The organism is Cupriavidus nantongensis (assembly GCF_041726985.1).
GTDB classification, from domain to species: domain Bacteria; phylum Pseudomonadota; class Gammaproteobacteria; order Burkholderiales; family Burkholderiaceae; genus Cupriavidus; species Cupriavidus nantongensis_A.
The window spans coordinates 153,111-169,318 of sequence record NZ_CP168303.1 but is presented as its reverse complement, the minus strand read 5'-3'; the positions used below and the strand labels follow the sequence as shown (position 1 = coordinate 169,318).

Sequence of the window (16,208 nt, the reverse complement as noted above, 5' to 3'; positions counted from 1 at the left end):
GTGGCATGGCGCCGCCTTACAGGCGCAGCTGGACGTAGTCCCAGTCCAGCCCGTCGGCGCCGTCCGGCGGTGCGCCGCTGTCGGCAATGCGCATGGCATCGCCGGCATGGCGGTCCGCCAGCGTGAACAGCGCGCCCGAATCCAGTGCCAGCGTCGCCGCCGCGGCGGCAGCCGCGCCGAGGGTGCCCGATTGCGCGGCTTCGGCCGCCGGCATCGCCGGACGGATGCAAAGGAAGGCCGTGGCAGCGGCCAGCGCGGCCAGAAGGCCGCCCGTGGCGAGCACGACCCGGCGGGTCTTGTAATGGACCATGTGATTTCTCCTGCCAGTGGGTTGAGGGGGATGCGGTGGCTCCCGCACCGGTCAATCGACCGTCAAGGTGCGCAAGGGTCGCATCGCCCGGCAGCGCCGGCCAGCGGGCTTACCAATGCTTACGAGCCTTACCGGGATGTGGCAGGTCGAAACGCACGGACATGAAAAAGGCGCACCGTGGTGCGCCTTCGCTTGGCCGGTTGCAGGCTTTACAGCACGTAGCGCGACAGGTCCTCGTTGCCGGCGAGGTCGCCCAGGCGTTCCTCGACATACGCCGCGTCGATCGTCACGGTGTCGCCGGACGACTTGCTGGCGTGGAACGACAGGTCTTCCAGCAGCCGCTCCATCACCGTGTAGAGCCGGCGCGCGCCGATGTTCTCGACCTTCTCGTTGACCGAGAACGCAATCTCGGCAAGACGGCGGATGCCGTCCGGCGCGAACACCAGGTTGACCTCTTCGGTGTTCAGCAGCGCCTGGTACTGCTTGGTCAGGCTGGCATCGGTCTGCGTCAGGATGGCCTCGAAGTCCTGCACCGACAGCGATTCCAGTTCCACGCGGATCGGGAAACGGCCCTGCAGCTCGGGGATCAGGTCGCTCGGCTTGGACAGGTGGAACGCGCCCGAGGCGATGAACAGGATATGGTCGGTCTTGATCATGCCGTACTTGGTGTTCACCGTGGTGCCCTCGACCAGCGGCAGCAGGTCGCGCTGCACGCCCTGGCGCGACACCTCGCCGCCGCCGATATCGCTGCGGCTGGCGATCTTGTCGATCTCGTCCAGGAACACGATGCCGTTCTGCTCGACGTTGGCGATGGCCTTGTGCTTGAGCTCCTCGTCGTTGACCAGCTTGGCGGCCTCTTCGTCGATCAGCAGCTTGAACGCTTCCTTGACCTTCATCTTGCGGCGCGCCTTCTTGCCCTGGCCCAGGCCGGCGAACATGGTGCGGATCTGCTCGGTCATGTCTTCCATGCCCGGCGGGCCCATGATGTCCATGCTCGGCATGCCGGCGGAGACCTCGAGCTCGATGTCCTTGTCATCGAGCTGGCCTTCGCGCAGCTTCTTGCGGAACACCTGGCGCGTATTGGAATCCTTCTCTTCCGGTTGCGAGAAGCCGATATCGCGCGGCGGCGGCAGCAGCACGTCGAGCAGCCGGTCTTCGGCGGCGTCCTCGGCCTTGGTGCGCACCTTCTTCATCTCGGATTCGCGGGTCTGCTTGATCGCCATCTCGGCGAGGTCGCGCACGATGGTGTCGACGTCGCGGCCGACATAGCCCACCTCGGTGAACTTGGTCGCCTCGATCTTGATGAAGGGCGCGTCGGCCAGCTTGGCCAGGCGCCGCGCGATCTCGGTCTTGCCGACGCCCGTCGGCCCGATCATCAGGATGTTCTTGGGGGTGATTTCCTGGCGCAGCGGCTCGGCCACCTGCTGGCGGCGCCAGCGGTTGCGCAGCGCCACCGCCACGGCCTTTTTGGCCTTGTTCTGGCCGATGATGTGCTTGTCGAGTTCGGAAACGATTTCCGACGGGGTCATGGTGTGCGACATGGTATCCGTTCAGTTGGGGCGCGGTGCGCGGGGGCGTACGCCGGCCCCCGCTGGTGCCAGCGGCTTATTCCAGCGTCTCGATGACGAAATTGGTGTTGGTATAGATGCAGAGCTCGCCGGCGATGGTCAGCGCCTTCTCGACCACGTCCTTCGGCGCCATCTCGGTGTTCTCCATCAGCGCCTTGGCCGCCGACTGCGCATACGCGCCGCCCGAGCCGATCGCGGCGATGCCGCCTTCGGGATCCAGCACGTCGCCGTTGCCGGTGATGACCAGCGTGGTGTCGCGGTCGGCGGTGATCAGCATGGCCTCGAGCCGGCGCAGCGCGCGGTCCGAGCGCCAGTCCTTGGCGAGGTCGACCGCGGCGCGCGTCAGGTTGCCCTGGTATTTCTCCAGCTTGGCCTCGAAGCGGTCCAGCAGCGAGAAGGCGTCGGCGGTGCTGCCGGCAAACCCGACCAGCACCTTGCCGTTGTAGATGCGGCGCACCTTGCGCGCGGTGCCCTTCATCACGATATTGCCGAGCGTGACCTGACCATCACCGCCCAGCGCGACCTGATTGCCGCGGCGGACGCTGACGATGGTAGTGCCGTGATACTGTTCCATGGTGGCTTCCGTGAATATGTCAGGACCGTAGTTGGCGACGCCCCCACGCCGTTTCAAGCCCTGTCGTGCACCTCGCCGGCACGGCGGCAGTCTGACCAATATAGGATGCCGGCCACGACCGGTGGCGGCGCCCCGAAAACAAAAAGGGCCATGCGCGACGCATGGCCCTTCGGCAAACGCGCCGGCCAGTGGGCCAGCGCGCCGCATTCATCACTTCACCCCATCAGTCCGCATAGACGCCGGCCTTCTTGATCACCGGGGTCCACTTGTTGATCTCGGCGCCCAGGAAGGTGCGGAGCGAATCCGGCGTGGCGCGCTGCGCCGGCACGGCCTCGGCGCCCAGCTCGGCCATCTTGGCGCGGAAGGCCGGGTCGGCCACCGACTTCTGCAGCGCCGCCGACAGCTTGTCGATCACCGGCTTGGGCGTGCCCTTGGGCGCGTACATGGCGTGCCAGATCTTCACTTCGACGCCCGGCAGGCCCTGCTCGGCGGCGGTCGGGATGTCCTTGAAGGCTTCCACGCGGCGCGACTGCATGGCCGCGTACGGCTTGAGCGCGCCCGCCTTGAGTTGGCCGGCGATATTGGTGGTCTGGTCGCACATCAGGTTGACCTGGCCGCCCAGGATGTCGGTCAGCGCCGGCGCGGTGCCCTTGTACGGCACGGTGGTCAGCTCGGTCTGGATTGCGCTCTGGAACAGCAGGCCGCACAGGTGCGAGGCCGAGCCGATGCCGGCATTGGCCAGCGACAGCTTGCTGGCGTTGGCCTTGATGTACGGCACCAGGTCCTTGAAGGTGTTGGGCGGCAGCGACTTGTTGCCCACCAGCACCATCGGCACGTCGGCGATCTCGCCGACCATCTCAAAGTCCTTGAGCGGATCGAAGCCGAGGTTGCGGTACAGCGCCGGGGCGGTGGACATGCCGATATGGTGGATCAGCACGGTGTGGCCATCGTTCTTGGCCTGGACCACCTTCTTGGCGCCGATGGTGCCGCCGGCACCGCCGAGGTTCTCGATCACGATGGTCGCGCCCAGGTGCTTGGACATGATCATGGTCAGTTCGCGCGAGACCTTGTCGGTCGGGCCACCCGCGGCGAACGGCACCACCGCCGTCACCGGCTTGCTGCCCGGATATTCCTGGGCGTACGCGCCCGTCGCCACACCCATCGCGCTGACTGCCATAGCGGCCGCGACCATCTTTGCCACTCGTTTCATGCTCTCTTCTCCTGGTTCCCGGTAATACCCGTCTGCAATGCGTTGCCGCCGGCCCGGCGCCCGCGTGGGCGGGCGCACTGGCGCGGTCTCGCTGGCCGCGCTTGGACCATGCCGGCTGGCTTCGCTGCCCACCGTAAACGGCAAGGGCGGGGCTTGATGTTAACAACAGCAGACAATAGGCAGGTATAGGGGCTAACCCGCCTGCAATCCGCCGCATATGGCGGGAAAGCGTGAAGAACTGGCAGCAATCGCCCACAAAGTCAGCGTTTCGCGACAGCCGCCGCCGGCTAGCGGAAGAAACCGAGCATTTCCTCCAGCAGCGGCTCGGGAGCTTCCTCGGGGATGTAATGGCCGCAGGGCAGCGCGCGCCCGCTCACGTCGGCGGCCACTTCCTGCCACAGCGCCAGCGGCTCGAAGCAGCGCGCCACCACGCCGTGCTCGCCCCACAGCACGCGCAGCGGCAGCGCCAGGCGGCGTCCGGCCTCGCGGTCGGCGCGGTCGTGCTCGAGGTCGATGGTGGCGGCGGCGCGGTAGTCCTCGCACATGGCGTGCACGCGCGCCGGGTCGCGCATCGCCGCGGTGTAGGCGGCCATCGCGTCCGGGGCGAACGCAGACAGGCCGGCGTGGCGCAGGCCCATCAGCTTCTGGATGTAGAAATCCGGCTCGGCGTTGATCAGGGTCTCGGGGAACGGCGCCGGCTGGATCAGGAAGAACCAGTGCCAGTAGGCGGCGGCAAATGCCATGCTGGTGCGCTCGTACATGGCCAGCGTGGGCGCGATGTCGAGCAGCATGGCGCGGCTGACCTCCTCGGGATGGTCCATGCAGAGCCGGTGCGAGACGCGCGCGCCGCGGTCATGGCCGCACAGCGCAAAGCGATGGAACCCGAGGGCGGCCATCAGCGCCACCTGGTCCTGCGCCATGGCGCGCTTGCTGTAGCGCTCGTGGCCGGCATTGCCGGGCGGCGCCGCACTGCTGCCGTAGCCGCGCAGGTCGGTGGCGATCACGGTGAAGTGGTCGGCCAGCGCCGGCGCCACCCGGTGCCAGATCAGGTGGCTTTGCGGGTGGCCGTGCAACAGCAGCAGCGGCGGCCCCGAGCCGCCCCGCACCCCGGCGATCTCGACCTCGCCGACCTGTTGCCGGAACGGTTCGAAATTCGGGAACAGCAGCGCGCTCGCGTCATTCAGCATGGGGGTCTCCGGGTTCAGTGGTCCTGTGGCGATCATAGGCGCAATCCGCCGCCCCAGCTGACGCAACTGAATTGCATCAACCGGAGGGCTATGGTTAAATCCGGCCATGACCCGTCCCAGTCCGGACCGGCCGGCGCTGGCGCCGGAACCGGCAGACCCGACCCCGGCGGCCCTCGAGGCCGCCCATGAACGCCTGCGCCAGCTGGGCGCGCGCGTGACCCAGCCGCGGCTGTGCATCCTGGCCTGCCTGATCGGCAGCGACGAGGCGCTGACGCACCAGGCCGTGATCGACCGGCTGCCCGAGGCCGGCGAGACCATCGACCGCGTCACCGTCTACCGCGTGCTGGACTGGCTGGTGGACCAGGGCGTGGCGCAGAAACGCGCCGGCAACGACCGCGTGTTCCGCTTCAGCCTGGTCGAGCACGAAGCCGCGCGCGCGCAGGAGCATCGCCAGCACAGCCATTTCCACTGCACCCGCTGCGACCGCACCTACTGCCTGGACGATGCCGCCGCCCCGGCGCAGCCGGCCGCGCCGCGCGTGCCCAGCGGCTTTGCCATCGAACATGTCGAACTGACCGTGAACGGCGTCTGCGCCGAGTGCGGCAAGCGTACGCGCGCCGCCCACTGACCGGCACGCATTTCCCGGAGAACCAACAATGTCCAAACTGATTCCGGTCACGATCCTGACCGGCTTCCTCGGCAGCGGCAAGACCACCCTGCTCAAGCGCATCCTGAACGAGCAGCACGGCATGAAGATCGCCGTGATCGAGAACGAGTTCGGCGAAGAGAACATCGACAACGAGATCCTGGTGCAGGATGGCCGCGAGCAGATCGTGCAGATGAGCAACGGCTGCATCTGCTGCACCATTCGCGGCGACCTGGTGCAGGCGCTGTCGACGCTGCTGACGCGCCGCGACGCCGGCGAGATCGACTTCGACCGCGTGGTGATCGAGACCACCGGCGTGGCCAACCCCGGCCCGGTGGCACAGACGTTCTTCATGGACGAGGAAATCGCCTCGCGCTACCTGCTCGACGCGGTGATCACGCTGGTCGACGCCAAGCACGCCCACCTGCAGCTCGACAAGCAGGAGGAGGCGCAGCGCCAGGTCGGCTTTGCCGACGCCATCTTCATCACCAAGTCCGACCTGGTGAGCGAAGGCGACGTGGCCGAGCTGCGCCACCGCCTGCTGCATATGAACCCGCGCGCGCCGATCCGCCTGGTCAATTTCGGCGAGGCCCCGATCGACACCATCTTCGACCTGCGCGGCTTCAACCTGAACGCGAAGCTCGAGATCGATCCCGAATTCCTGCGCGCCGACGACCACGACCACGACCACGACCATGAGCACGGCGACCATTGCGACGCCGACTGCGGCCACGACCACGGTCATGACCACGGCCATGGGCATGGCCATGCGCACGACCACCATCACCACCACCACCACACCGACCGCATCGCGTCGTTTGTCTTCCGCAGCGACAAGCCCTTCCACTACGGCAAGCTGGAAGAATTCCTGTCCGGCATCCTGGCGGTCTACGGGGAAAAACTGTTGCGCTACAAGGGCGTACTATATATGGAGGGGGTGGACCGCAAGGTGGTGTTCCAGGGCGTTCACCAGCTGATGGGCAGCGACATCGGTGCCAAGTGGGAAGACGAGACCCCGGGCACGCGCATGGTGTTCATCGGCGTGGACCTGCCCAGCGACGCCATCCTCAAGGGCCTGGAGAACTGCCTGGCCTGAGTGCGCCTGCCGTCCCATGGGCGGCATCCCTTCCGACACCGCCGCGCGGCTGCCCCCCGTTCGGGGTACCGGGGAAATACCGAAGCGCCAGCCGGTTTTCCCCATATCTCCGAAAAATTTGTTCAAGTACAATAGGCCGGATTTGATACCGGTGGCGCACCTTTTTCCCGCCACCGGTGTCCGGTCCACCGCTAGCCGGTGGACTTGCAGGGCGGCGGTCGTCGTCAGCATGAGGCAGGCCGCCAGCAGGTGCGGTCGCAGTGCTTCGTGCGGAGACCGCCTGTTCCGCTTGGGGTACCCCGACGCGCGCCGTCACTGACTGACGCGAGAGAGAGGTGTCCCCATGACAGCCGCAACGAAGACCAAAGAAAGCCGCAGCAAGACTGCTAGTGCAGCGGCAGAGACGCTCAAGGCGCAGCCTGTGAAGGCCGCGCCCGCTCCCCGCGGCAGTACGGCGAACGCCGAAGCGGGCGCAAGGAAGGGAGGCCCGCGAAGCAGCAAGACTGCAGCCAGCCAGAGTGAAACAACCGTGGCGCGCAAGCGCGCGGACAGCGCACCCGCGCGGACTGAGACGCCGCCGGCCGCATCAACAAGAGAATCAGCAGCAACCATGAGCAGCAACAAACTTCTGACTGAAGCTGAAATCCTGAAGATGAGCGACAAGGATTACATGAACGAAGCGCAGCTCGCTTTCTTCAAGCATCGCCTTGAACAGCTGCGCGACGAAATCCTGAAGAACGCTGACCAGACCACGGAACACCTGCGCGAAACCGTGATCGTGCCGGATCCGGCCGACCGCGCCACCATCGAGGAAGAACACGCGCTGGAACTGCGCACGCGCGACCGCGAGCGCAAGCTGCTGAAGAAGGTCGAACAGTCGCTGCAGCGCATCGAGTCCGGCGACTACGGCTGGTGCGAGGAAACCGGCGAGCCGATCGGCGTGCCGCGCTTGCTGGCCCGCCCCACCGCGACGCTGTCGCTGGAAGCGCAGCAACGCCGCGAACTGCGCCAGAAGCTGTTCGGCGACTGAAGCACGGCGCGCCGGCCAGCCTGCGCAACATGACGGCCCGGGTACCCGGGCCGTTTGTTTTTGGGCTCCGCACCAGCCCTTGTCGCGCCAGGACCACGGCCTGCCATTGAGAATCATCCGGCTGTTGCCGCCGCGGCCTTTCTGGTAAATTCGCAACCTTGTTGCAACAGCGCGCCCGCGACCTATGCGCGCTGCGTTGCTCCCTCCACATTCCCTGCTGCTGTCATGGCTGATCGCCTGCCCGTCACCGTGCTGTCCGGTTTTCCCGGCGCCGGCAAGACCACGCTGCTGAACCACCTGCTCGCGCATAGCGCCGGCCGGCGTGTCGGCGTGCTGGTCTGCGGCGCGCAGGACGGGCAAGCACTGGCGCCCTTGCCGCCCGGTTGCGAGGCCACGCTGCTGCCGTCGGGCGAGCCGCTGCTTGCCGAAGCCGCAAGGCTGGCCGCCACGGACCGTTTCGACGCGCTGCTGGTCGAGGCCGACGGCCTGGACGAGCCGCTGGCGATCGCCGAAGGCTTCCTGTTCGAGGCCGAGCATGGCGCGGGGTCCGACGCGGCCGTACTGCCCGACACGCTGGTGACCGTGGTCGATGCCGCCACCGTGCTGCGCGACCTCAACGAAGCCGAGTTCCTCGCCGACCGTGGCCTGGCGCAGGGCCAGGACGACGACCGCACCGTGGCCGAAGTGCTGGTCGCGCAGATCGAAGGCTGCGACGTGATCGTGCTGAACAAGGCCGACCTCGTCGGCGCCGCCGAGCTGGCGCAGCTGCGCGCGGCCCTGCAGGCGCTGAACCCGCGCGCCGACATCGTCGAAGCCCGCTTCGGCGAGGTGCCGCCCGGGCGCGTGCAGGGCACCGGCCGTTTCGACTTTGAAGCCGCCGCCGATGGCGCCGGCTGGCTCGCCGCGCTGCGTGGCGAGGCGCCGGCGGCGGACGCCGCCAGCGGCGTCTCCACGCTGGTCTACCGCCGCCGCCGCCCGTTCCACCCGCAACGCTTCGCCGACCTGATCCATACCGAATGGCTGCGCGAGCATGGCAGCGTGCTGCGCTCCAAAGGACTGTTCTGGCTGGCGAGCCGCATGGAGACCGCGGGCGACTGGAACCAGTCCGGCGGCGTCTGCCGCCATGGCGGCGCTGGCGCCTGGTGGGCGGCGCTGGACCCGGCGGAATGGCCGGCCGACGCCGCCGAGCGCGCGGAAGTCGAGGCCGACATGCACGATGGCGGCGCCCAGGCGCCGTTCGGCGACCGCCGCCAGGAACTGGTGCTGATCGGCCTGGACCTGGACCATGCCGCGCTGCAGGCCCGTCTCGACGCCTGCCTGCTGAGCGATGCCGAGATGGCCGCCGGGGCAGATGCCTGGGCCGCCTATCCGGACCCGTTCCCAGCCTGGGTCGATGATTTCGACGACGACCACGACCATGGCCACGATCACAGCCATGGCGATGACTGCGGCTGCGGCGATCCCGGCCACGATCACGGTCACGGCCACCCGGGCGGCAATCCCCATGCGCACTGACTGGTTCGTCCGCCTGCGCGCGCACGGCCCGGGCCTGTGGTCCGCGCTGTGGCTGGCGCTGTGCCTGCTGCTGGCGCAGCATGCCGGGCTGACCCACCGCATCGTCCACGGCAGCCTGCTCGCGCCGGCCGGCGCCCCGGCGGCCGCCAACACCGGCGCCGCGTCGGACACTGACACGCACCCGCTGGCCCAGGCCTTCAGCGGGCATTCGTGCGTGCTGTTCGATGGCGCCACCGTCGCCGACACCCATTGCGGCAAGCTGCCGCCGCTGCAGCTTGCCTACGGCAAGCCGGTCAAGCCCGCCAGCCTGGCCTGGCGCTGGCCCGACCTGCCCTCCGCCCAGCCCTTCCAATCGCGCGCCCCGCCGGCGCCGGCCATCGCCCTCGCCTGATCCGGGACGCGGCCAGCGCCGCGCACCCGCCGTCTTACGCATTCCGAGCTGAACACGCGCCCTGCGGGCCGCGCCGCCATGCCCATCGCGGGTGTGCCGCGCGTGGCCGGACGCCGCCGTGCCAGCCGGGCCGATTGCCACTGCATTGCTCCGCGCGCCATGTCGAAGAACCGTTACACCGTCCGCCGTTACACCCAGCCTGCCGCCCCGCGCCTGACTCCGCTGGCGGCACTTGCCGCCTCCCTGACCGCCACGCTGGCTACCGCCCTGGTGGCGCCCGCCGCGCTGGCGCAGACCGCCACGGTGCCGGCCGTCGAGGCCGCTCCTCCCGCCGCCGTGCCTGCTGCCGCTCCAGCCAGCCCGGCAGGCGCCACGCTGCGCGAAGTCGTGGTCACCGCCAACCCGCTGGGCAGCGACCTGAACGACATGGTGGCGCCGGTCTCCACGCTGGGCGGCGAAGCGCTGACGGTGCGCCAGGCCAGCACGCTGGGCGAGACCCTCGACAAGCTGCCCGGCGTGTCGTCGACCTACTTCGGCCCCAACGCCAGCCGGCCGGTGATCCGCGGCCTGGACGGCGACCGCATCAAGGTGCTGCAGAACGGCGGCAGCACGGTCGACGCCTCGACGCTCTCTTACGACCACGCCGTGCCGGTGGATCCGCTGGTGGCCGAGCGCATCGAAGTGGTGCGCGGGCCGGCGGCGCTGATGTACGGCGGCAATGCCATCGGCGGCGTGGTCAACGTGATCGACAACCGCATCCCCAAGGAGCCGATCGAAGGCATCGGCGGCGCGGTCGACGCTAGCGCCACCGCCGGCGGCGACCAGGCCCGCAACGCCAGCGCGCTGATCGAGGCCGGCAACGGCAGGTTTGCCGTCCACGCCGACGCTTTCGCGCGCAAGACCAGCGACCTGCGCATCCCCGGCTACGCGCGCAGCGACCGCCTGCGCAACGCCGAGCCGCTGCCCGACGGCGAGGCCGAACCCTACGGCCGCCTGCCCAATACCAGCGCCGACCAGCAGGGTGGCTCGCTGGGCGGCTCCTACACCTGGGCCGATGGCTTCCTCGGCGCCAACTACAGCGCCTACCGCAACGACTACGGCACGCCCGCCGAAGACGCGGTGCGGCTGAAGATGAAGCAGGACCGTTTCGCGCTCGAAGGCGAGGCGCGCAACCTGGCCGGCAATACCGGCGGCTGGTTCGAGTCGGTCAAGGGCAAGGTCAGCTTCACCGACTACGAGCACCGCGAAATCGAGGACGGCGAGACCGGCACCATCTTCAAGAACCGCGGCTGGGATGCGCGCTTCGAGGCCCGCCACGCGAAGATCGGCAACCTGACCGGCGTGGTCGGCACGCAGTTCGGGCACACCAACTTCTCGGCGCTGGGCGAAGAAGCCTTCGTGCCCAGCACCAACACCGACAACGCCGCGCTGTTCCTGTTCGAGGAACTGCCGCTGACCGCCGGCGGCGACCTGAAGCTGAACTTCGGCGGCCGGCTCGACCACAGCAGCGTCAAGGCCAGCGCCAACGGCAATGACCGCTTCGCCGACGCCAATCGCAGCTTCAACGCCACCAGCGCCTCGGCCGGCCTGCTGTACAAGGTGAACCCGGCGTGGTCGCTGACCAGCAACCTGTCCTACACCGAACGCGCGCCGACCTTTTACGAGCTGTACGCCAACGGCCCCCACGTGGCCACCGGCGCATGGGAAGTCGGCGATCCCAATGCCAACAAGGAGCGCGCCACCTCGATCGACCTGGGCGTGCGCTTCAAGTCAGGCGCGCACAGCGCCGGCGTGTCGGGCTACTACAGCCGCTTCGCCAACTACCTCGCACTCAACGCCACCGGCCGCGCGCGCGACGAGGCCGGCGACGTGGTCGCGGCCGGCAGCCCGGACGCGCTGCCCGAGTTCCAGTACCTGGGCGTGCCGGCGACGCTGTACGGCTTCGAAGCCGAAGGCAAGACGCGCCTGCTGCAGAAGATGCTGACCAGCAGCGACACACTGGACTTCGAGGCGCGCGCCGACTACGTGCGCGGCGAGAACCGCGACACCGGCGAGCCGCTGCCGCGGCTGGCGCCGCTGCGCCTCGGCGGCGCGCTGGTGTATGGCGCCGGGCCCTGGGGCGCGCGCGTGGATGTCACGTATGCGGCCAAACAGACGCGCGTGCCGTCCAACGACACGCCGACCGATGCCTACACGCTGCTGAGCCTGGCGCTGACCTACAAGTTCAAGGTGGCGGGGACGCAAACCCTGGTGTACCTGCGCGGCGACAACCTGACCAACCAGGACGCGCGCAATGCGGGCTCGATCCTGCGGGATATCGCGCCGATGGCTGGCAGGAGTGTGAAGGTGGGGTTCAGGACGTCGTTCTGAAGACAAGACTGCGGTGCGGGTGGGGGCGGTACTTCGTGGAGGCACCGGCCCTCGCCTCCACACACTTCAAACAAACCTAATCCCGATTCACCACCCACTCCCCTTCGACCTGCGCCGCCCCCACCCGCGCCAGCGCCCCCACCGTCTGGGCGCAGATCTCCGCCATCTGCTGCCCCGGCATGAAGCGCTCGCGCATGTGGGCCATCAGCGGCGCCGCCTCCATCCACGCGGCCAATCCCGCCAGCGTCATCCGCTGCGCCTCGAGCAGCTTGAATTTCACCAGCACCTTGACCGCATGGGCTGCATTGCGCGCCGGGTCGGCGCTCAGGTACGCCAGGCGTCCCTGCGCGCGTTCGACCGCCGCCGCGACGTCGGTGAACACGCTGCCGTGGCCGGGGATCACCACGCGCACATCGAGCTGCGCGATGCGCGCCAGCACCGCCGCCTGTTCCGCGAAGCCGCTCTCGCCCTCCAGCTCGGGAAAGATCACGCCGAAGCCGTTTTGCCACAGCGCGTCGCCGGAAATCAGGATGCGCTCGGCCGGCGCGAACAGCATCACCGCGTGCGGGTCATGGCCGGGGGCCGCCACCACCTGCCAGTCGATGCCCCCCAGGCGCAGCGTGTCGCCGTCGTTCAGCACGCTGTCGTAGGTAAAGCGGTCGCACTGCTGGCCGGTAGCCTTGTAGCTGAGCGCATCGGTATCCCACGCCGCCACGGCCTCGGCCTCGGCCGCGGGGATCGCGGTGCGCGGCTGCCAGCGTGCCTGCAGCGCGGCGTTGCCGCCGCAGTGGTCGGAATGCAGATGGGTATTGATCACGCGCGCCAGCGGCCGGCCCTGCAGCGCGGACGCCACCAGCGCCACCGTCTGCGGCGCGTGGGTGACGTAGCCGGTGTCGACCAGCGCGGTATCGTCGCCGTCGGCAAACAGGATGTTGTTGGCCGACAGCCAGCCGCGCTCGAATACGCGCATGGTGGCCGGCAAGCGCGGCACGGTGCTTTCGCTCACGACGATGTCTCCTCGCCCGCCAACCATGCGGCGCGCCGCGGCAGTTGCGCCCAGATGCGGCGCTTGTCTTCGTCGCCGGCCGAAGACCAGCCGGCAATCTCCTCGATGGTGCGCAGGCAGCCCTCGCAATAGCCGCTGGACGGGTCCATGCGGCAGACGTTGCGGCACGGCGACGGCACCGGCGTTGCCCGCAGCGCGGCATCGGCCTGCCTGGCCAGTTCCGCGGCGAGCGAGGCGGGCGAGCGGGGCATCGTAGCCATGGCGTTGCGCGCGCTCGCCACTCAGCCCGCCGCGCGCGCGGCCTTGGCCGCGACCTTCTGGTTGAAGCGGCCGGCGTCGATCAGGTGGCGCTCGTGCACGCCCTCCGAGATCTTGTCCTCGCCGTCCCACGCGCTCAGCTGGAAGCGCAGGCGGCGCCCGTCGACCTCGACCAGCTCGCCCCTGACCGTCACGGTCATGCCCGGCGGCGTCGGCGCCAGGTGCGAGAAGCTGACCAGCGTGCCCAGCGACTGCTCGCGCGGCCAGTCCAGGTGCTCGCGCAACATCTGCAGGCAGGCGCACTCCATGATGCCGACCAGGTAGCCGGTGGCCAGCACGTCCGGCATCTCGGGGCAGCCCGGGATATCGTCATACAGGCGCGGCACCGTGGCCTTGGGCGGCACCGTGTATTGCCAGGTAAATGCCAGGCCGGCGCGCAGGTCCGGGCTCATGCCGCGGCTCCGGGAGTGGCTGCGATCGCGACATCGGCCACTTCGGCCCCGGTCATCTGCTGCAGCTGGTGCGGGGTCAGGTTGAACACCGCATGCGGATGGCCGGCCGCGGCCCACAGGCTGTCATGGCGGAACAGGTCCTGGTCCAGCAGCATCACCGGCGCCACCGCATGGCCGATCGGGCAGACGCCGCCGATGGCATAGCCGGTCTTCTCGCGCACGAAGCGCGCGTCGGCCTTGCCCAGCGCGCCCACGCGCGCGGCCACCTTGGCCTCGTCGACGCGGTTGCTGCCGCTGGCGATCACCAGCACCGGCGCATCGTCGGCGACGCGGCGGAAGATGATCGACTTGGCGATTTCGGCCACGCTGCAGCCCAGCCCGGCGGCAGCCTCGGCCGAGGTCTTGCCGGTCGCGGGCAGCATCACCACAGGCCGGTCGTGGCCGAGGCCGGCCAGCAGGCCGGCCACGCGTTGTGCGGACTCGGGCAGCGCTTCGTCAGGTGTCGTCATGCGTTCTCCTGTTTGCGCCCGCGCGCCTTACACGCAGGCCGGCGCCGCGTCGCTGGCGGCGGCCCATTTGGTCAGCAGGGCGCGGCCCACGCGCGAACTGTTGGCGCGGCCGATCGCCTGCGAGATGTAGTCGCCGGCGCGCACCACCGCTTCCAGGTCGATGCCGGTGTGGATGCCCATGCCATGCAGCATGTAGAGCACGTCCTCGGTGGCGACGTTGCCGGTGGCGCCCTTGGCGTAGGGGCAGCCGCCCAGGCCCGCGACCGAGGCATGGAAGATCGCGATGCCCACTTCCAGGCTGGCCAGGATGTTCGACAGGGCCTGGCCGTAGGTGTCGTGGAAATGGCCCGAGAGCCGGTCCAGCGCAAACTCCGCCGCCGCGGCGCGCATCACTTCCTGCACGCGCACCGGCGTGCCCACGCCGATGGTGTCGGCGATGTCGATCTCGTCGCAGCCCAGCTCGCGCATGCGGCGCACCACGTCGACCACCGAGCTCACCGGCACCTCGCCCTGGTACGGGCAGCCGAGCGCGCACGAGATGCTGCCGCGCAGGCGCACGCCCTGCTCCTTGGCCGCCGCCGCCACCGGCGCGAAGCGCTCGATCGACTCGGCGATCGAGCAATTGATGTTCTTCTGCGAAAACGCCTCGCTGGCCGCGCCGAAGATCACGACCTCGTCGGCCCCGGCCGCGATCGCGCCCTCGAAGCCCTTCATGTTCGGCGTCAGCGCCGAATACAGCGTGCCCGCGCGGCGCTGGATGCGCGCCATCACGTCGGCGCCGTCGGCCATCTGCGGCACCCATTTGGGCGACACGAACGAGGCGGCCTCGATATTGACGAAGCCGGCGTCGGTGAGCTGGTTGATCAGCGCGACCTTCACGTCGGTCGGCACCATCGCCTTCTCGTTCTGCAGGCCGTCGCGCGGGCCCACTTCAACGATCTTCACGTAGTTCGGCATGGTCATGGCTGTCTCCTGTCGTTTATCCGGTGGGGTATGGTTGGCTCGTATGGCGGGGGGCTGCGCAGCCGGTCAGTAGCCGCGCTGCAGGTCGACCACGCCCGCGATCGGCTGCCCGGCGCGCAGTGCGCGGATCTTGCCGGCGATCTGCGCGATGCTGTCCTCGCGCAGTGTCAGCGCCGAGATATGCGGGGTAATGGTGATGCGCGGCTCCTGCCAGAACGGGTGCTCGGCGGGCAGCGGCTCGGTGCGGAACACGTCCAGCGTCGCGCCCGCGACCTGGCCGGCCTGCACCGCCGCGAGCAGGTCGGCTTCGACCAGGTGCTGGCCGCGCGCGACATTGATCACGTAGGCGCCCTGCGCCAGCTTGCCGAACAGTTCGCCGTTCAGGATGTTCTCGGTCTGCGGCGTCAGCGGCAGCACATTGACCAGCACGCGCAGCCCGTCCAGGAACGGCGCGCGGCCGGCATCGCCATGGAAGCCCACCACGCCCTCGACGGCGCGGGCGGTGCGGCTCCAGCCGCGTACCGGGAAGCCGAAGCCGGCCAGCATGCGGGCGATATGCGTGCCCAGCGTGCCGATACCCATCACGCCGATGGTGAAGTCTTCGCGGCGGTGCGGCTTGAGGAATTTCCACTTGCCGGCCTGCGCCTGGGCGGCGTAATCGTCCAGCCGGCGGAAATAGCGCAGCACGGCAGAGGTGACGTATTCGGCCATCTGCGCCGCCATGCCGGCGTCGTCCAGCCGCACGATCGGCACGCCGGCCGGCAGTGCCTGCGGATCCTCGTCGCGCAGGCGCAGGATGCCGTCGACGCCGGCACCGAGGTTGAACACCGCCTTCAGGTCGGTGCGGCCACGCAGCATCTCGACCGGCGGGCGCCAGACCACGGCGTAATCGGCAGCTTCGCCGCGGCTGTCGTCCCAGGTCACGCAGGTGGCTTCCGGCAGCGCCTGGGCGAAACCTTCGATCCATGGCTCGTAACGGCCATCCGGAACGTACAGCTGCAACTTCATGATGTCTCCAGCGACTGTGGTGGTTCAAAGGGCTATTTTGGCAGAGGAATGCGCCGCGGGGGCGGATGACGGGAGCGCCACCAATGGAAAATGCCCCGCGCTGGCAGGGCATTTC

17 protein-coding genes are annotated in these 16,208 nt (G+C 68.9%); 6 read left to right on the top strand and 11 right to left on the bottom strand.

What is annotated here, in order from left to right; all coding sequences use genetic code 11:
• Positions 1–16: 16 nt before the first annotated feature.
• The 5 genes from ACEI37_RS11810 to ACEI37_RS11790 all read right to left on the bottom strand — a co-directional run bounded on the left by ACEI37_RS11810 (position 17) and on the right by ACEI37_RS11790 (position 4,849).
• Positions 17–310, bottom strand: coding sequence for a hypothetical protein (locus tag ACEI37_RS11810; protein WP_115679152.1), 294 nt, complete (start codon positions 308–310; stop codon positions 17–19).
• Positions 311–519: 209 nt separating this feature from the next.
• The gene (gene hslU, locus ACEI37_RS11805) at positions 520–1,851 is read right to left on the bottom strand and encodes an ATP-dependent protease ATPase subunit HslU (RefSeq protein ID WP_373379047.1); all 1,332 of its coding nucleotides are present in this window, start codon (positions 1,849–1,851) and stop codon (positions 520–522) included.
• Positions 1,852–1,915: 64 nt separating this feature from the next.
• Positions 1,916–2,452, bottom strand: a complete 537-nt coding sequence (hslV, locus tag ACEI37_RS11800) for an ATP-dependent protease subunit HslV (protein WP_012351483.1) — start codon at positions 2,450–2,452, stop codon at positions 1,916–1,918.
• A gap of 223 nt (positions 2,453–2,675) precedes the next feature.
• Complete coding sequence (locus ACEI37_RS11795; RefSeq protein WP_252681475.1) at positions 2,676–3,662, bottom strand: tripartite tricarboxylate transporter substrate-binding protein; 987 nt, start codon at positions 3,660–3,662, stop codon at positions 2,676–2,678.
• A gap of 287 nt (positions 3,663–3,949) precedes the next feature.
• On the bottom strand, positions 3,950–4,849 hold the full coding sequence (locus ACEI37_RS11790) for an alpha/beta fold hydrolase (RefSeq protein WP_373379045.1): 900 nt from the start codon (positions 4,847–4,849) through the stop codon (positions 3,950–3,952).
• Between the two features lie 106 nt (positions 4,850–4,955).
• On the opposite strand from ACEI37_RS11790, the gene ACEI37_RS11785 reads away from it, so the two are divergent.
• The 6 genes from ACEI37_RS11785 to ACEI37_RS11760 all read left to right on the top strand — a co-directional run bounded on the left by ACEI37_RS11785 (position 4,956) and on the right by ACEI37_RS11760 (position 11,897).
• Entirely contained in the window at positions 4,956–5,477 is a 522-nt protein-coding gene (locus ACEI37_RS11785; RefSeq protein ID WP_373379044.1) for a Fur family transcriptional regulator, read from the top strand.
• 28 nt (positions 5,478–5,505) lie between these two features.
• The gene (locus tag ACEI37_RS11780; RefSeq protein WP_373379043.1) at positions 5,506–6,591 is read left to right on the top strand and encodes a GTP-binding protein; all 1,086 of its coding nucleotides are present in this window, start codon (positions 5,506–5,508) and stop codon (positions 6,589–6,591) included.
• 610 nt (positions 6,592–7,201) lie between these two features.
• Entirely contained in the window at positions 7,202–7,621 is a 420-nt protein-coding gene (dksA, locus tag ACEI37_RS11775) for an RNA polymerase-binding protein DksA (protein WP_010813282.1), read from the top strand.
• 225 nt (positions 7,622–7,846) lie between these two features.
• Entirely contained in the window at positions 7,847–9,136 is a 1,290-nt protein-coding gene (locus ACEI37_RS11770) for a GTP-binding protein (RefSeq protein ID WP_373379042.1), read from the top strand.
• Positions 9,126–9,527: a hypothetical protein gene (locus ACEI37_RS11765; protein ID WP_373379040.1), complete on the top strand. Its 402-nt coding sequence runs from the start codon at positions 9,126–9,128 to the stop codon at positions 9,525–9,527. Before ACEI37_RS11770 ends, ACEI37_RS11765 begins: the two co-directional genes overlap by 11 nt.
• Positions 9,528–9,686: 159 nt before the next feature.
• Complete coding sequence (locus ACEI37_RS11760; RefSeq protein WP_373379039.1) at positions 9,687–11,897, top strand: TonB-dependent receptor; 2,211 nt, start codon at positions 9,687–9,689, stop codon at positions 11,895–11,897.
• A gap of 76 nt (positions 11,898–11,973) precedes the next feature.
• On the opposite strand, the gene ACEI37_RS11755 is transcribed toward ACEI37_RS11760, so the two are convergent.
• From ACEI37_RS11755 to ACEI37_RS11730, 6 genes are all read right to left on the bottom strand, one after another.
• Positions 11,974–12,930 (bottom strand): MBL fold metallo-hydrolase, encoded by a 957-nt coding sequence (locus tag ACEI37_RS11755; protein WP_373379038.1) that lies wholly within the window; start codon positions 12,928–12,930, stop codon positions 11,974–11,976.
• Entirely contained in the window at positions 12,900–13,154 is a 255-nt protein-coding gene (locus tag ACEI37_RS11750; RefSeq protein WP_373380331.1) for a DUF1289 domain-containing protein, read from the bottom strand. The genes ACEI37_RS11755 and ACEI37_RS11750 overlap by 31 nt, the downstream gene beginning before the upstream one ends.
• A gap of 30 nt (positions 13,155–13,184) precedes the next feature.
• Positions 13,185–13,613, bottom strand: a complete 429-nt coding sequence (locus tag ACEI37_RS11745; RefSeq protein ID WP_373379037.1) for a thioesterase family protein — start codon at positions 13,611–13,613, stop codon at positions 13,185–13,187.
• On the bottom strand, positions 13,610–14,122 hold the full coding sequence (locus tag ACEI37_RS11740) for a YbaK/EbsC family protein (protein ID WP_373379036.1): 513 nt from the start codon (positions 14,120–14,122) through the stop codon (positions 13,610–13,612). The genes ACEI37_RS11745 and ACEI37_RS11740 overlap by 4 nt, the downstream gene beginning before the upstream one ends.
• A 27-nt stretch (positions 14,123–14,149) precedes the next feature.
• Positions 14,150–15,085 carry a hydroxymethylglutaryl-CoA lyase gene (locus tag ACEI37_RS11735; protein ID WP_373379035.1) on the bottom strand — a complete coding sequence of 312 codons (936 nt, stop codon included), beginning with the start codon at positions 15,083–15,085 and terminating at the stop codon, positions 14,150–14,152.
• 66 nt (positions 15,086–15,151) lie between these two features.
• Complete coding sequence (locus ACEI37_RS11730; RefSeq protein WP_373379034.1) at positions 15,152–16,093, bottom strand: 2-hydroxyacid dehydrogenase; 942 nt, start codon at positions 16,091–16,093, stop codon at positions 15,152–15,154.
• Positions 16,094–16,208: the final 115 nt, after the last annotated feature.

Excerpts from the sequence above, each read along its gene's own strand:
- dksA (WP_010813282.1), top strand. The coding sequence starts at position 7,202 with ATGAGCAGCAACAAACTTCTGACTGAAGCTGAAATCCTGAAGATGAGC.
- ACEI37_RS11735 (WP_373379035.1), bottom strand. The coding sequence starts at position 15,085 with ATGACCATGCCGAACTACGTGAAGATCGTTGAAGTGGGCCCGCGCGAC.
- hslU (WP_373379047.1), bottom strand. The coding sequence starts at position 1,851 with ATGTCGCACACCATGACCCCGTCGGAAATCGTTTCCGAACTCGACAAG.
- ACEI37_RS11740 (WP_373379036.1), bottom strand. The coding sequence starts at position 14,122 with ATGACGACACCTGACGAAGCGCTGCCCGAGTCCGCACAACGCGTGGCC.
- ACEI37_RS11760 (WP_373379039.1), top strand. The coding sequence starts at position 9,687 with ATGTCGAAGAACCGTTACACCGTCCGCCGTTACACCCAGCCTGCCGCC.
- ACEI37_RS11745 (WP_373379037.1), bottom strand. The coding sequence starts at position 13,613 with ATGAGCCCGGACCTGCGCGCCGGCCTGGCATTTACCTGGCAATACACG.
- ACEI37_RS11730 (WP_373379034.1), bottom strand. The coding sequence starts at position 16,093 with ATGAAGTTGCAGCTGTACGTTCCGGATGGCCGTTACGAGCCATGGATC.
- ACEI37_RS11765 (WP_373379040.1), top strand. The coding sequence starts at position 9,126 with ATGCGCACTGACTGGTTCGTCCGCCTGCGCGCGCACGGCCCGGGCCTG.
- ACEI37_RS11790 (WP_373379045.1), bottom strand. The coding sequence starts at position 4,849 with ATGCTGAATGACGCGAGCGCGCTGCTGTTCCCGAATTTCGAACCGTTC.
- hslV (WP_012351483.1), bottom strand. The coding sequence starts at position 2,452 with ATGGAACAGTATCACGGCACTACCATCGTCAGCGTCCGCCGCGGCAAT.
- ACEI37_RS11780 (WP_373379043.1), top strand. The coding sequence starts at position 5,506 with ATGTCCAAACTGATTCCGGTCACGATCCTGACCGGCTTCCTCGGCAGC.
- ACEI37_RS11755 (WP_373379038.1), bottom strand. The coding sequence starts at position 12,930 with ATGGTTGGCGGGCGAGGAGACATCGTCGTGAGCGAAAGCACCGTGCCG.
- ACEI37_RS11810 (WP_115679152.1), bottom strand. The coding sequence starts at position 310 with ATGGTCCATTACAAGACCCGCCGGGTCGTGCTCGCCACGGGCGGCCTT.
- ACEI37_RS11750 (WP_373380331.1), bottom strand. The coding sequence starts at position 13,154 with ATGCCCCGCTCGCCCGCCTCGCTCGCCGCGGAACTGGCCAGGCAGGCC.
- ACEI37_RS11795 (WP_252681475.1), bottom strand. The coding sequence starts at position 3,662 with ATGAAACGAGTGGCAAAGATGGTCGCGGCCGCTATGGCAGTCAGCGCG.
- ACEI37_RS11770 (WP_373379042.1), top strand. The coding sequence starts at position 7,847 with ATGGCTGATCGCCTGCCCGTCACCGTGCTGTCCGGTTTTCCCGGCGCC.
- ACEI37_RS11785 (WP_373379044.1), top strand. The coding sequence starts at position 4,956 with ATGACCCGTCCCAGTCCGGACCGGCCGGCGCTGGCGCCGGAACCGGCA.